Origin of the sequence: Streptomyces sp. NPDC051452 (assembly GCF_044454765.1) — a bacterium.
Lineage (GTDB): Bacteria > Actinomycetota > Actinomycetes > Streptomycetales > Streptomycetaceae > Streptomyces.
In genome coordinates, this window is sequence record NZ_JBITEB010000001.1 from 1,148,822 (window position 1) to 1,162,908 (window position 14,087).

Genomic DNA, 14,087 nt, shown 5'->3' on the forward strand with positions numbered 1-14,087 from the left:
TCTCTTCACCTCCGCAACGATGGGATGAACCGCGATGACCTACACCGAGCCCACCCCCCGCGCCGAACCGGTGAGCCCGCGAGAGACGCCCGACGCCGCGATCGCGATGCTCGATGCGGGGGGAATCGTGGTGGGGTGGACGCAGGCCGCGCAGCAGCTCGTCGGCTACGCGGCCGACGAGGTGGTGGGACGGTCTGCCGCGCACGTGCTGCCGCCATCCGGGGAGGTACGGAGGGCATCGGCCTTCGCCGCGCAGTGCCGGGCGCGAGGTGGCTGGTCAGGGAACGCGGCGATACGCCACCGCGACGGCCACACGCTCAGCATGACCCTGCGAGTCTCGTCGTTGTATGGGCCCGACGCCGACACCCGGTGGCTGGTCTCCGTCACGGACATAGGTTCCCTGTCCTCGGGAACGGCCGGAGGGCCGGTGCGCGAGTCGCTCCTCACCCGCGCTCCGATCGGCATCGTCGTCTATGACCCGCGGCTGCGCTGCGTCTATGCGAACGACGCCATGGAGCGTCACGACGGCGTGCCTCGGCACCGGCGCTTCGGGCGTGGTCTGAAGGACTCGCTGCCCGCCGTCGAGGCCGAAGCGCTCGAGGTGGTGATGCGGCAGGTCCTGGAGAGCGGGGCCACGAGGGTGCACGAGTACCGGGCCTGGCCGCCGGCGGACCGGCGCCGTGAACACGCGTTCTCGGCCTCGTTCTTCTGCCTCCAGGGCGCGGACGGCACGCCTCTGGGCGTGTGCTCCATGACCGTGGACGTCACCGGAAACCGGCGGGCCCGCGAGCGCCTCGCCATCCTCAGTGAGGCCGGCACGCACATCGGCAGCACCCTCGACGTGATGCGGACCGGGCAGGAACTGGCCGAACTCGCCGTACCCCTTCTGGCCGACCACGCCCTGGTCGATCTGGTGGAGTCTGTTCCGTCCGGCGTCGAGCCGTCGGCTCGGATCGGCACGATGAGCGGCCGTCCGCAGTTGATGCGCCGTGCCGGTGTGGCCTCAGTCGACCTGGGTGTCCTGGAGTTGCCGTGGGTGCGCGAGGAAGTGGTCCACGCCCACCCGGACTCGCCGTTCACCGCCGCCGTACGCACGGGCCGGTCCTACCTGGAGCCCGTGCTGGACACCCGTTCCGGCCCCTGGGTCGACCACGACCCGGTACGGGCGCAGAGGGTACGCGACAGCGGCGTCCACTCCTTGATGGTCGTCCCCATCCGTGCGCGGCGCTGCGTGCTGGGACTGGCGCTCTTCGGCCGCTCCGTGGAGCAGACGCCGTTCCAGGAGGACGACCTGCTCCTCGCCGAGGAGCTGGTCACCCGCGCGGCGCTCTGCCTGGACAACGCGCTCCAGTACGCCCGTGAACGCACCGCCGCCCTCACGCTGCAACGCGATCTGCTGCCCCACCGGGTGCGGGGCGGCGCAGCCGTCGAGATCGCCTCGCGCTATGTGCCGGCCGACATGGACCACGGCGTGGGGGGTGACTGGTTCGACGTGATCGAGTTGTCCGGGGCCCGGGTGGCCCTCGTCGTCGGCGACGTGGTCGGACACGGCATCAACGCCGCGGCGACCATGGGCAGGCTGCGCACCGCCGTGCGCACGCTCGCGGACCTGGAACTGGCCCCCGACGAACTGCTGGCACACCTCGACGACACGGTCCGGCGGCTGAACGACGAGGACGCCGACGACTCCGGCCAGGCCCCGGCGGTGGTCGGCGCCACCTGTCTGTACGCCGTCTACGACCCGGTCACCCGGCGGTGCAGCATGGCGCGCGCCGGGCATCCACCGCCCCTGATCGTCGACGCACAGGGCCGGGTCACCGCCCCCGAGTTGCCCGCCGGAGCCCCGCTTGGCCTCGGTCTCGGCCTGGTTCCCTTCGAGTCCGTGGAACTGGAACTGCCCGAGGGAAGTGTGATCGCCCTCTACTCCGACGGGCTGGTGGAGTCCCGGGACGAGGACATCGACGTCGGCCTGGACCGCCTGGGCGCCGCCCTGGCACATCCCGGTGCGTCCCTGGAGGACATGTGCTCAAGAGTGATGGAGACCTCGCGGAACCACACATCGGCCGACGATGTCACCTTGCTCCTTGCCAGGACCCGCGCGCTCGAGCCCACCCAGGTCGCTTCCTGGGATCTGCGGAACGAACCGGCCATCGTCACGACAGCCCGGCGCCTGGCCGCCCGTCAGCTCAGGGAATGGGGTCTTGAGTCGCTCGTGACGCCCGTGGAGACGATCGTCAGCGAACTGGTCACCAACGCCATCCGCCACGGCGACGGCCCCAACCGCCTGCGGCTCATCCAGCACCGGGTGCTGACGTGCGAGGTCTCCGACAGCAACACCGGCCAGCCACGCCCCCGCCATCCCCGCACGCTCGACGAGCACGGTCGCGGCCTCCACCTGGTCGCCCAACTCTCGCGCAGATGGGGTTCCCGCTGCGCAATGGACGGCAAGATCGTCTGGGCCGAACAGGACCTGCCCTCCAGGAGCGGCGCACGGTGAGCCATCGGGGGGCGGGGACCTCACGGACGACCTGAGCAGGGCACGGACGTGCCAGCGGGTCGGCAACACGCGGAACCGGACATCCCCGAGACGGTGCCGATGGTGAGGCCGACCGGGGCCTACTGGAGCGGGCCGCGGCCAACGTCGTAGAGAACGCCGTCATATACAGTCCGCCGGGGGAGCGGGGTCCACTGAGGAGATCAGGCGTCCGGCGGCACGGTCTCGAACTCGCGCTGAAGACGTTCCATGTCCAGCGGCAGCCGCAAGGCGTTCCTCCGGTGCACGGCTGCCAGCGCTGCCCGCAGCGGCGACGGCGGAACCGCGAGCACGGCGCACGTGGCGCGGGCGAGACAGTAGCGGCTGACCGACGGCCACAGCGCACGGCGCAGTCGGCCACGGCCGCCCGCGCCGACCACGAGGATGTCGCCCTCCCGGCCGGCTGCCCGTACCAGAGCCGGCCCGGGGGCGCCTCGTACGACGAGGGCCTGCCCGAGCACCCCGGTGTCCGTGCTGCCGAACACATCGCACAGCGCCTTGAGCAACCGCTCCCGCGCCAGCCGGTCCCACTCCTCGACCATGACGGCCGCGGCCGGGAACCTCCGGGCGGCAGGATCCCCGCCGGGCGGCTCCCAGGCCAGCACCGGCCAGAGCTCCGCTCCTCGGCGCCGGGCCTCCTCGGCCGCCCGGCACAAGGCGGTGAGACTGCCCGGCGAACCGCTCACTCCCACCACGAAACGAGCTGCTGAGGACGGACGGGAATCGGACATCGCTTTCACCGTTCTGCGCGCGCCGGCGGCGGCTTCCGGGCCGGCGATCCTTCTCGGAACCGCTTGCATCTCACCTCTGCCCGAGGCTTTCGAACAGTCTGTACGCCAGTTCTTGGCACGCTTCTGACGTCCCTTTCCGCGCCCTCTGGCCAGGGCGTCAGCGTCCCGTCAAGGTCGTCCCCATCGCCATCAGCATCCCGTCAGGGCACGTCCGGAACCCGGGAACACGGGGCATACCGTCGAGGGCGAGCCCCGGTCCGCCTCCCCGCGTCCGGGGCACCCAGATCCCATGCTCCTTGCCTATCGGGAGACCCCTCATGGCAGAACTCCGCTACGGCGAAGACCCCGAGCCCTCCGATCCGTCCCCGGCCGGACCCCTGTACGTCCCGGTCCGGCCGGGCCCCTCCGGCTGTGCGGCCCGGCTCTTCCGCACCCCGCTCGGCGACCGCACGGCCGTCGGCTTCACCTCCGCACTCCGCCTGACCGCCACGCTCGGACCGGACCAGGCGTGGGTCCGCCTCGCCGAGCCCGCATTGCGGGCGCTGGCCGCCCCGCTCGGTGTCACCACCGTCACGGTGGACCCGCAGTTCACCGCCCCGCCCCCCAGGCCGATGCCCGCACCGACACCGGCGTTCGCAGCCTGAAAGGGGAGGACACGATGACCACGGTTCACGAACCCGTCACTCCAACCGCTGAGTTGGCGGTATGGCCCGCTTCCACCACGGAGCCCCGCCCAGGCGACCTCGCCGTGGGCGGCGTACCGCTCGCCGAGGTCGCCGACCGCTTCGGCACCCCCGTCTACGTCCTGGACGAGGCCGAGGTCCGCGACCGCTGCCGCACCTACCGGGGCGCCTTCCCCGACGCCGACATCGTGTACGCGGCCAAGGCGTTCCTGTGCCGGGCCATGGCCCACTGGACGGCCGAGGAGGGCCTCGGCCTCGACGTCTGCTCCGCCGGTGAACTCGAACTGGCCGTCACCACCGGCTTCCCGGCCGAGCGGATCGTGCTGCACGGCAACGCCAAGTCGCCGCGCGACCTGGACACCGCGCTGCGCCTGGGCGTCGGCCGGATCGTCATCGACAGCCCCTCGGAGATCGCGAGGCTGGCGGCGGCCGTCGGGCCGGACGGGCACCAGAAGGTGATGGTGCGTGTGGTGCCCGGGATCAGCGCCGGCGGACACGAGAAGATCCGTACCGGAACGGACGACCAGAAGTTCGGCCTGTCGATCGCGGACGGCTACGCCCAGCACGCCATCACCCGCATCCTCGACCAGCCCCAGCTCGAACTCACCGGCCTGCACTGCCACCTGGGCTCCCAGATCACGACTGTCAAGCCGTACCTCGTAGCCGTGCGCCGCATGGTCGGCCTGATGGCCCGCCTGCGCGAACAGCACGGCCTGGTCCTGCCCGAACTCGACCTCGGCGGTGGCCACGGCATCGCCTACCGCCCCGGTGAGCCGGCCCTGGACCTGACGGCACTGGCCCGCAAGGTCCGCGCGGAACTCGCCGACGCCTGCACGACGGCCGGGCTGCCCGTTCCCCGGCTGATCATCGAGCCGGGCCGGGCCATCGCGGGCCCCGCCGGCATCGCCGTCTACCGCGTCCTGTCCGTGAAGCACGCCGCAGGGCATGTGTTCGTGGCCGTCGACGGCGGCATGAGCGACAACCCGCGCCCGGCCCTGTACGGCGTCCGGTACACGCCGCGCCTGATCGGCCGGCACAGCACGGCGAAACCCACCCGGATCACCGTGGTCGGCCGGCACTGCGAGGCGGGCGACATCCTGGCCGCCGACGCGGAACTCCCCGCCGACGTACGCCCCGGAGACCTGCTCGCCGTCCCCGTGGCCGGCGCCTACCACCTGTCCATGGCCTCCGGCTACAACCTGGTCGGCCGCCCGCCGGTGGTCGCCGTGCGCGACTGCTCCGCCCGCCTCCTCGTACGCCGCGAATCGCTGGAGGACATCCGCAGCCGCGACGTGGGCCTGTAGCCCCAGATGACTCCCGGGTGGGCCGGTCCTCCCTCACCATGCCGACCGCCCCGCCCGGGCCATGCAGGGAAGCGCACGCCTGCCTCCCGCCACACAGCGACCGGAACGCACCCACATCACCAGAGCCAGGCCGCGCCGGGCGGGACAGTGGCCGGTGTCGACACCGTCCCGGTAGCCGTCGTCGTCGATGTAGCACGGCGACGGTGCCCTCATCAGGCAGAGTGCCGGTTCGCTCCCTCGGTTCGATGATTCAGGCGGCCGAGTGTGGATACCCCGTCCCCAGCAGGCGCCGCTGCCACCTGCTCGCTTCCGGGCGGGCGGGTTCGCACGGCCTTTCGAGGCGGCGACACTGCTCCACCTGGAGGTATTGCATGCCTGTGTCCCCTTCGACCGATCCTCTCGCTGAACTGTCCGCCGCCGGGGTATCGGTCTGGCTGGACGATCTTTCCCGCGAACTACTGGCCGGTGGTCGGCTGAAGGAACTGATCGCCGACAAGCACGTCGTCGGGGTCACCACGAATCCCACGATCTTCGCATCGGCGCTGTCCAAAGGTGACCGTTACGTCGATCAGCTGAGCCGGCTCGAGACGCAAGGTGCGGACGTCGACGATGCGGTCCTCGCGTTGACGACCGACGATGTACGCGAAGGCTGCAGGGCATTTCGAGACGTCTACCGGAGCAGCGGCGGTGTGGATGGACGGGTTTCGATCGAGGTCGATCCACGGGTCGCCCGTGACGCCGAGGCCACGTTCACGCAGGCGGTGAAGCTGTGGGAGACGGTGGGTGAACCGAACCTGTTCGTGAAGATTCCGGCGACTGGCGAGGGACTGGCCGCGATCACCGCTGCCACCGCCCGTGGTATCAGCGTCAACGTCACGCTGATCTTCTCCCTGGACCGGTATCGCAAGGTGATGGATGCCTACCAGACCGGCCTGGAGCAGGCCCTGGAAGCGGGGATCGACCTGTCGGGCATCCACTCGGTCGCCTCCTTCTTCGTCTCGCGCGTCGACACCGAGGTCGACCGCCGCCTCGACGCCCTGGACAGCCCGCAGGCCCGAGAGCTCAAGGGCAAGGCCGCGATCGCCAACGCGCGGCTGGCGTATCGGGCGTACGAGCAGGTGGTGGCCGAGGCGCGCTGGCAGCGCCTGGCCGCAGCCGGGGCGAACGTCCAGCGCCCGCTGTGGGCGTCCACCGGTGTGAAGAACCCGGACTACCCGGACACGATGTACGTCAGCGACCTGGTCATCGCGGGTACGGTCAACACCATGCCAGGCACTACGCTGACCGCGTTCGCCGATCACGGCACCGTGCCCGGCCACGCACCGACTGCCGAGGACTACGCCGCCGCCGCGGCCCACCTCGTGTCGCTGAAGGACGCCGGTGTCGACTTCGCGGACGTGACCGACACCCTGGAACGTGAGGGGCTGGAGAAGTTCGAGGCCAGCTGGGCTGAGCTCGGGGCCTCGGTGGCAGGCGGGATGCGCTCTGCCACCGGACCGACGGCCAGGTCCGCGGACGGCGGTTCGAGTGGTTCGAGTGGTTCGAACAGCGTCGGCCTGCTGGCGATCTACCTGAACGACCACTACGCCGGTGCGACTGGTGGCCTGGAACTCTTCCAGCGCGCCGCCGGCGCCAGGAAGGACAAAGAGGAAAAAGCGGTTCTGACGGACCTGGTCCGCCAGGTGGAGGAGGACCGCGACGCCTTGGCGCAGATCATGACCGATCTGGACGTGTCCGTCGACCGCACCAAGGCCGCCCTGGGCTGGGTCGCGGAGAAGGCCGGCCGCCTGAAGACCAACGGCCACCTCTTCTCCCGCTCACCGCTCAGCGATGTCCTGGAAACGGAGGCGATGCTTACGGGCGTCCTGGCCAAGGCAGCGGCCTGGCGCACCCTGCGCGCCTTGGCCGGCACCGAACGACGCCTGGACGCCGCGCAGATGGACGCCCTGCTGGAACGCGCGGAGCGCCAGAGCTCAGCCCTGGAGGAGCTGCGGGTCGCGGCAGCCAGCCGCGCGCTCGACCCCCGAACCACGCCCACCAGCTGATCGACCCAGTGACGGTCACTCGCCCGCTCATGGCAGGGCAAGGGACCGTCGCTGCCGACGAAAACGACGCACCTCGCGCGGACCGCAGAGACAAGGCCCCTGGTACGGGCGCTCTGCTGACTTCCGCTCAGCGGCTTGACGAAGGAGCAACGGCATGGCGAGTGAACAGCCCGACGGCATTGCAGGACGCGACAAATCCTTGGCGCTCCCGGTAGCGGAGCAGACGGGCTGGGACGAGGTCGACGTGCGGGCGGTGGACACCGTACGGCTGCTGGCGGCCGACGCGGTGCAGAAGGTCGGTAACGGGCACCCGGGCACCGCGATGAGCCTCGCCCCCCTGGCCTACCTGCTGTTCCAGAACGTCATGTGGCACGACCCGCAGGACGACCAGTGGCTGGGACGGGACCGGTTCGTGCTGTCCTGCGGGCACTCCAGTCTGACCCTGTACATCCAGCTCTACCTGGCCGGCTACGGCCTGGAGTTGTCGGACCTGGAGGCGTACCGGACCTGGGGCTCCGCCACTCCCGGCCACCCCGAGCACCGGCACACCCGCGGAGTGGAGATCACGACCGGGCCGCTGGGCCAGGGGCTGGCCAGTGCGGTCGGCATGGCCATGTCGGCCCGCCGCGAACGCGGACTGCTGGACCCGGACGCGGCGGCGGGCACCAGCCCCTTCGACCACCACGTCTATGTCATCGCCTCCGACGGCGACCTCATGGAGGGCGTCACCAGCGAGGCCGCCTCCCTGGCCGGGCACCAGAAACTCGGTGACCTGACCGTCTTCTACGACTCCAACCACATCTCCATCGAGGACGACACCAATGTCGCCTTCAGCGAGGACGTACCGGCCCGTTTCGCCGCATACGGCTGGCACGTGCAGACCGTCGACTGGACCGGCACGGGCAGTTACGTCGAGGACGTCGACGCGCTGCTGGCCGCCACGCGGGCCGCGAGGGAGGAGACGGACCGCCCGTCGCTGATCATGCTACGCACCCTGATCGGCTGGCCCGCCCCGAACAAGCAGAACACCGGCAAGGCCCACGGTTCCGCACTGGGCGAGGACGAGGTCGCGGCCACGAAGAAGCTGCTGGGCTTCGATCCCGGCGCTCACTTCACCGTCGAGGACGAGGTCCTGGCCCGCACCCGGAAAGCGGCTGAGCGCGGCCGGCAAGCGCACGCGGCATGGGACGAGACGTTCGCGGCCTGGCAGGAGGCCAATCCCGAGCGCGCCGCGCTGCTGGACCGGCTGCGAAAGCAGGAACTGCCCGACGGCTGGACCGACGTGCTGCCCGTCTTCCCTGCCGATGCCAAGGGAATGGCCACCCGAGCCGCTTCCGGCAAGGTCCTCAGTGCGCTCGCTCCGGTCCTGCCGGAGCTGTGGGGAGGATCGGCCGACCTGGCCGGAAGCAACAACACCACCATGGAAGGCGAGCCGTCCTTCCTGCCCGCCGACCGCCAGACCAAGGATTGGAAGGGCGGCCCCTACGGGCGGACCCTGCACTTCGGTATCCGCGAGCACGCCATGGGCGCGATCCTCAACGGCATCGCCCTGCAGAGCCTCACGCGCCCGTACGGCGGCACCTTCCTGACCTTCTCCGACTACATGCGCCCCGCCGTACGCCTGGCCGCCCTGATGCAGCTGCCCGCGACCTACGTCTGGACCCACGACTCCATCGGTCTGGGCGAGGACGGTCCCACCCACCAACCCGTCGAACAGCTCGCCGCGCTGCGCGCCATCCCCGGCCTCGATGTCGTACGGCCCGCCGACGCGAACGAGACCACCGCCTGCTGGCAGACGATCCTGGAGCACACCGACCGGCCCGCGGGCCTGATCCTGAGCCGGCAGAACCTGCCCGTCCTGGACCGCGGCAACGGCGAATACGCCCCGGCCCGGGAAGCGGCCCGCGGCGGTTATGTCCTCGCGGACGCCGTCGACGGAGCACCCGAGGTGATCCTGGTCGCCACCGGATCCGAGGTCCAGATCGCCCTGGAAGCCCGCACACTGCTGGCCGCGGAGAACGTCGCGGTGCGTGTGGTGTCGATGCCGTGCCGAGAGTGGTTCGCCGCCCAGCCGCAGAGCTACCAGGACTCCGTGCTGCCACCCTCCATCCGGGCCCGCGTCAGCGTCGAAGCCGCTGTGGCACAGGGATGGCGCGAGATCGTCGGGGACGCCGGGCGGGTCGTCAGCCTGGAACACTATGGCGCCTCCGCCGACTACCAGCGCCTCTACACCGAGTTCGGCATCACTCCCGAAGCGGTCGCCGCCGCTGCCCGTGACAGCATCGACGACGCTCAGCACACAGTCCGCCCCGGCGGCCACCAGCACACATCAGCACCCACCGAAGGAGGCACCGGCGACCGCCCGTAGTCCCCGCACGACCCGGCGTCCTCGGAGGCCCCGCGGGTCCTGCACTGGCCCGACCACAGGCTTCTCGTGCAGCGTGGTGACACCGAAGTGGTGGCCCTGGATGTGGACGCGTTCCCCGCCGGTCGAGCTCCGAGGTCCGCTTCCCGGCGCCCTGGCCGCGCCACTTCGGCTCGGTCACGGTGTCGCCGGAGCGGGATGCCGCGGTGTTCGCCGGCGTGCACGCGGTGCGTTCGGTGGAGGCGGCCGGTACGACGCGCTGGGAGGTGCGGCATGGCTGCTGGTACGGCGGCTGCACCCTCTTGCACACATCCTTCGGCGAATACGCGACCGACAAGGACCACCTCTACGCCGACGCGACTCAGTCGCCGTCAGTCGGGCGGAGGACGGCTCGCTTCTGCGAGAACTGGACGCCAAGGGCACGGGGCCGTCGCACCCGCGGAACACCGGAGAGGACAGGGTGCACTGGGACTACGACGCGGCCTTCGTAGATCAGGACACCATCGTCGCCGGGACCTCCGAGTGCGACGCCCGGCATGGCACGGCCCGCCACGGGCTGGTCGACGCACATGGAATGACGGACCCGCCCGCTCCGCGGGGGACGGTGCGTGGTACGCGGTCTCCGAGGACCGGACGTCTGTGCATCTGTGGAACCTGGCCGACAAGAACCGACTTCGGCGCCGGGAGGGCCGCACCCGAGCCGTTACGGCTGGGTGAGCGTGCTGGTCCAACGGAACACTGGGGACCGTCGGCCCCAGTTACCTGGGCTAGGGCCTGTATCGGGTCCCGATCAATCTGCCCTGTCTGCCTTCATGGATAGGCTGACGGCATGTTGCGAACGCCTCCGTCCCTGATCACCGAGGAAACGGCCCTGTCTGTCGCTGGAGCTGGCCTCCTTCGGTACGCAATGGGGCCGGCCTTGATCGGGGCGGGAGCTGACGCAACCGTCGTCATCGTCGAGTCTGGGGACAATCCCAAGGTCAGCGGCGTCCAGGACTCCGTCTGGGTGCTTCTGCGCGGGGATCGGATTCCGGAGCTCCACTCTCGGTTCGAGTTCCGGGGTGCTTTGCCCATTCACGTCTTCGCGCGACTGGAAGAGGGCTGCCTCCCGCTCGGCATCGCCCAGTGCAGGGCGATGCCGTCGGCGCCGGCCAACTTCAACCGCGCCGAACTGAGGCTCATCCAGCCGCTGACCCGCGAGACACTGGATGCGGTCCGGCCAGTCCCCTCACCCGGGCCGTTGCCAGGCGTGGACTGGATCGACCTCGTGGAATCAGATCCGATCCGGGCCTTGGAGTCGTTCGTCCTCGGCTGGTTTCCCGAAGCGCAGTCGGCTGCCGACGAGACCACGGCAAACGAACTGGACAACCTGCCAGAAGCATTGGCCGCCTTCCACCGCCTGGCCCGCCTCCGTCCGGCCATTCACAGATTCATTGACCCAGTGCTGAAGGAGCCCAGGCGTGCTTCCGGGCCGCTGGGCGACCGGCTGGTCTTCGCCATGTGGAACGGGGCCGGGAAGGACTGGTCCGTCCCCTGGCCCCTTCATACGCCCGACGGGGCCGATCCCCGCGTGTGGTTCACCGAAGACCCCGACGATCCGAACCCGGAGACGACCCTTGAAGAGGAACCGCTGAGTCGCTTCCTCTTGCAGTTCACCCTCAACGGAGCCATGAGTGGCGCCCCCTACGGCGCTCGCACGTACTGCATGCCGACCGCGCGCCTTGACGCGCTGTGGAACCTGCTGCGCCCCGTACCTCTGAGTCCATTCATGCCAACCGGAGCGGCCGAGAGGTTCTTCGCGGCGCCGGGACTGCTCGCCCAGGTCAGCGGCGATGAAGACGAGGCAATCGTGGGCTTCAGCGCTCTTCACCGCGGGACCCTGACACCGCTGCTGGAACACGGGTTCCGCTGGTCCGAGTTCGACGGGTGAGGCATCGGCCCCCCTGGGGTTGCTTGTCTGCCCCTGGGCGGGGGCGTTTCGTGTGAGGTCCTTGACCCAGATCATCGACGCTCGGAGGTGGAGTCCAGCGATATAGCAGCTTGTTGCTCAGGCGTTCGACCGTGTTCCTCTCCTTGTAGAGGTCGGCGTCGTGGGCGACGGGCCGGCCGCCTCACGCGCCCTTCTTCTTACGGTTGGCTGCCTGATCCGCCTTCTGGTGGCACTTGCGGTCGGCGGCGAGGTGGACCTTGCTGGTCTGCCTCCCCCGCGAGCGTCCCAGGAGGGCAGCCTTCAGCCGGAGCATCCGGCGACGACGGACGCGCCTTCGCTCCTCCCGCTCGGGATCAGCTTAGACATCCCGTCCGCTTTGTTCTTCGTGGCCGCCCCCTTTGACCTGGCCTTCTCCTCCTCAGCGGCGGCCTTCTCCAGGGAGGTGAGCACGTCCTCACTCATGTGCATCCCCGCGGCATCGTGGTGGGCAAGCGCCGTGGTGGAGTCGATGCTGCGGACCCGACCCGTCCAGCACCGGAGGGATGAGGCACTGGGTTGCTCCAGGGGCGGCCTGACAACCAAGATCCACCTGGTTGGCGAGGGCCGCCGCCGTCCGCTCTCTCTGCTCATCACACCTGGGCAGTGGGGCGACGCGCCCCAGATGATCCCGGTCCTGAACCGCATCCGCGTTCCCCGCCTCGGCGGCCACCCACGCACCCGGCCTGACCACCTGGGTGGCGACCGGGCGTACTCCTCCCGCAGGAACCGGCGCTATCTGCGCCGGGGCCAGATCAAGCACACCATCGCCGAGCCGAAGAACCAGCAGGCCAACCGTCGACGTCGCGGAAGTCGTGGGGGTCGGCCGACCGGCTTTGACCGTCATCGGTATGCCCGCCGGAACGAGGTCGAGCGGACTTTCCTGGCGCTCAAGGGCTTCCGAGCCGTCGCCACCCGGTACGAGAAGCGGGCATATGTCTTCCACGGCACGGTGACCCTCGCCGCGTTCCGTCTGCGGCTCCGTTGACGGTCAACCGGGATGGGATCACGCGCCGGTGGGCGTGGCGAAACGACCGAGTTCCCAGGGGTCGTGCGCGCTGAAGACGGTGACCTGGTCCCCGTGGTCACGGCGGAGGGCGTGGAGCCGGTCGCGGGTGGCGACGCGGGCCTCGGTGTCGGTCTGGGCTCCGTCTTGGATCGGGGCGAAGGCGGGGTGGGACAGGGGTGGGGTCTGCTCGATCTCGCCGTGGTACATGTACGCGTCGCCCGCGTGCAAGAGCCACCTTCCGGCCTCGTCGCGCACGGCGACGCCCGAGTGGCCTGCCGAGTGGCCCGGCAGCGGCACCAGCAACAGTTCGCAGGCCAGTCCCTGCGGACGTGCCACTCCCGGGAAGCCGAACCACCGTGCGCCCTCCTCCGCGACGGCGGGCGTCAGCAGTGGGCCGTGGGCCCGGTGGGCCGGCATGAAGCGGTCGAGGCTGTGCTGGTGGTGCGGGTCCGCGGAGTCGGTGACGGCCGAGTACTCGGCAGGGTGCACGTGCACCCGTGCGGCTGGGAAGTCCGGGAGCCCTCCGGTGTGGTCGCGGTGCAGGTGGGTGAGCACGATGTGCCGCACGTCCCGCGGTGCGTAGCCGAGGTGAATGATCTGCCGCAGCGCGCTCTCCTCGGGGCGCCGTGCGGGCTGGGCATAGGCCACCCACTCCGCGCCCAGTGCCCCTTCGGGGTCGTGCCGGTCGGCGGTACCAAGGCCGGTGTCGACCAGAACCAGCCCGTCCGAGTCCGTCTCGATGAGCAGGCAGTGGCACACGGTGGCCAGTTGACCGGCCGCGGCACCTGTGAGGCGTTCCTCGCCGAGCAGGGGAATCGTCCGGAGAGAGCCGCAGTTCAGGTGATGGATACGCATGAGGACCCCCGAGAGAAGCTGGCGACTGTTCACACGAGACGTTAGGAAGCGCTGCCGTGACTCACCAAACGGTCGGACACACACGGCCGGTTGACCGGGGCCCGCTGGCGGACTGTCCCCCCAGCGACCTTGTTCCGCCAGGCCACCAGCCGCACTGCCCCGTGGACATCACCCTCGCCACGCTGGCCGGCCGATGGACGCCCCTGTTGCTCCGCGAATTCCTACGTCGTGGCCAGGCCACGTACTCGGAGCTGTCCGCCGCCCTGCCCGCCCTCTCGGACAAGGTCCTCTCCGACCGGCTGGCCCAGTTGACCGGCGCGGGCGTGATCGAGCGCCACCGCACCCCCGGTTGGCCTCCACGAGTCCGCTACACGCTCACGGCGCAGGGCCGGGCACTGGAGCCGGTGGTGCGCAGTATGTGGGAATGGGGCACCGCGCAACGGCAGGACACCCGCGGCCAATCGGCATACCCATCAGACAGCCTCTAGTGCAGTGGGCACTCGCCGTGGACCCGCCGCCGGAACTGAAGGCGATGGTGGTGCAGCGGGCGACGCGGCGTCTGCGGCGGCGTCTGCGTGATGTCATCACCGCGCAGC

General features: G+C 70.3%; 10 protein-coding genes and 1 pseudogene. 8 read left to right on the top strand and 3 right to left on the bottom strand.

Annotation, left to right across the window (positions count from 1 at the left end; translation table 11 throughout):
• The first annotated feature begins 34 nt into the window (after positions 1 to 34).
• The gene (locus ACIBA9_RS04875) at positions 35 to 2,497 is read left to right on the top strand and encodes a SpoIIE family protein phosphatase (RefSeq protein ID WP_399359883.1); all 2,463 of its coding nucleotides are present in this window, start codon (positions 35 to 37) and stop codon (positions 2,495 to 2,497) included.
• Between the two features lie 200 nt (positions 2,498 to 2,697).
• Here the strand turns inward: ACIBA9_RS04875 and ACIBA9_RS04880 are convergent, their stop codons facing one another.
• On the bottom strand, positions 2,698 to 3,264 hold the full coding sequence (locus tag ACIBA9_RS04880; protein WP_399359884.1) for a universal stress protein: 567 nt from the start codon (positions 3,262 to 3,264) through the stop codon (positions 2,698 to 2,700).
• Between the two features lie 317 nt (positions 3,265 to 3,581).
• Here ACIBA9_RS04880 and ACIBA9_RS04885 point away from each other — a divergent pair, with 317 nt between their 5' ends.
• The 5 genes from ACIBA9_RS04885 to ACIBA9_RS04905 all read left to right on the top strand — a co-directional run bounded on the left by ACIBA9_RS04885 (position 3,582) and on the right by ACIBA9_RS04905 (position 11,591).
• Positions 3,582 to 3,908: an SAV_915 family protein gene (locus ACIBA9_RS04885; RefSeq protein ID WP_399359885.1), complete on the top strand. Its 327-nt coding sequence runs from the start codon at positions 3,582 to 3,584 to the stop codon at positions 3,906 to 3,908.
• A gap of 14 nt (positions 3,909 to 3,922) precedes the next feature.
• A complete protein-coding gene (gene lysA, locus ACIBA9_RS04890) occupies positions 3,923 to 5,251 on the top strand; it encodes a diaminopimelate decarboxylase (RefSeq protein WP_399359886.1) in 1,329 nt (442 codons plus the stop codon).
• A 377-nt stretch (positions 5,252 to 5,628) separates the two neighbouring features.
• Positions 5,629 to 7,296 (top strand): transaldolase, encoded by a 1,668-nt coding sequence (tal, locus tag ACIBA9_RS04895; RefSeq protein ID WP_399359887.1) that lies wholly within the window; start codon positions 5,629 to 5,631, stop codon positions 7,294 to 7,296.
• A 154-nt stretch (positions 7,297 to 7,450) separates the two neighbouring features.
• Entirely contained in the window at positions 7,451 to 9,664 is a 2,214-nt protein-coding gene (gene tkt / locus ACIBA9_RS04900) for a transketolase (protein WP_399359888.1), read from the top strand.
• An 826-nt stretch (positions 9,665 to 10,490) separates the two neighbouring features.
• The gene (locus ACIBA9_RS04905) at positions 10,491 to 11,591 is read left to right on the top strand and encodes a hypothetical protein (RefSeq protein WP_399360027.1); all 1,101 of its coding nucleotides are present in this window, start codon (positions 10,491 to 10,493) and stop codon (positions 11,589 to 11,591) included.
• A 42-nt stretch (positions 11,592 to 11,633) separates the two neighbouring features.
• On the opposite strand, the pseudogene ACIBA9_RS04910 reads toward ACIBA9_RS04905, so the two are convergent.
• Positions 11,634 to 12,104 (bottom strand): annotated as a pseudogene (locus ACIBA9_RS04910) (hypothetical protein); the annotation flags it as partial.
• On the opposite strand from ACIBA9_RS04910, the gene ACIBA9_RS04915 reads away from it, so the two are divergent.
• Complete coding sequence (locus ACIBA9_RS04915) at positions 12,052 to 12,615, top strand: IS5 family transposase (protein WP_399359889.1); 564 nt, start codon at positions 12,052 to 12,054, stop codon at positions 12,613 to 12,615. The pseudogene ACIBA9_RS04910 and the gene ACIBA9_RS04915 sit on opposite strands and share 53 nt — an antisense overlap.
• An 18-nt stretch (positions 12,616 to 12,633) precedes the next feature.
• Here ACIBA9_RS04915 and ACIBA9_RS04920 read toward each other — a convergent pair whose 3' ends face one another.
• The gene (locus ACIBA9_RS04920) at positions 12,634 to 13,491 is read right to left on the bottom strand and encodes an MBL fold metallo-hydrolase (RefSeq protein ID WP_399359890.1); all 858 of its coding nucleotides are present in this window, start codon (positions 13,489 to 13,491) and stop codon (positions 12,634 to 12,636) included.
• Between the two features lie 161 nt (positions 13,492 to 13,652).
• Here ACIBA9_RS04920 and ACIBA9_RS04925 point away from each other — a divergent pair, with 161 nt between their 5' ends.
• Positions 13,653 to 13,979, top strand: a complete 327-nt coding sequence (locus ACIBA9_RS04925) for a winged helix-turn-helix transcriptional regulator (RefSeq protein WP_399359891.1) — start codon at positions 13,653 to 13,655, stop codon at positions 13,977 to 13,979.
• Positions 13,980 to 14,087: the final 108 nt, after the last annotated feature.

Bases quoted from the DNA above. Each gene is read 5' to 3' on its own strand.
- ACIBA9_RS04875 (WP_399359883.1), top strand. From the start codon at position 35: ATGACCTACACCGAGCCCACCCCCCGCGCCGAACCGGTGAGCCCGCGA.
- ACIBA9_RS04880 (WP_399359884.1), bottom strand. From the start codon at position 3,264: ATGTCCGATTCCCGTCCGTCCTCAGCAGCTCGTTTCGTGGTGGGAGTG.
- ACIBA9_RS04885 (WP_399359885.1), top strand. From the start codon at position 3,582: ATGGCAGAACTCCGCTACGGCGAAGACCCCGAGCCCTCCGATCCGTCC.
- lysA (WP_399359886.1), top strand. From the start codon at position 3,923: ATGACCACGGTTCACGAACCCGTCACTCCAACCGCTGAGTTGGCGGTA.
- tkt (WP_399359888.1), top strand. From the start codon at position 7,451: ATGGCGAGTGAACAGCCCGACGGCATTGCAGGACGCGACAAATCCTTG.
- ACIBA9_RS04905 (WP_399360027.1), top strand. From the start codon at position 10,491: ATGTTGCGAACGCCTCCGTCCCTGATCACCGAGGAAACGGCCCTGTCT.
- ACIBA9_RS04915 (WP_399359889.1), top strand. From the start codon at position 12,052: ATGTGCATCCCCGCGGCATCGTGGTGGGCAAGCGCCGTGGTGGAGTCG.
- ACIBA9_RS04920 (WP_399359890.1), bottom strand. From the start codon at position 13,491: ATGCGTATCCATCACCTGAACTGCGGCTCTCTCCGGACGATTCCCCTG.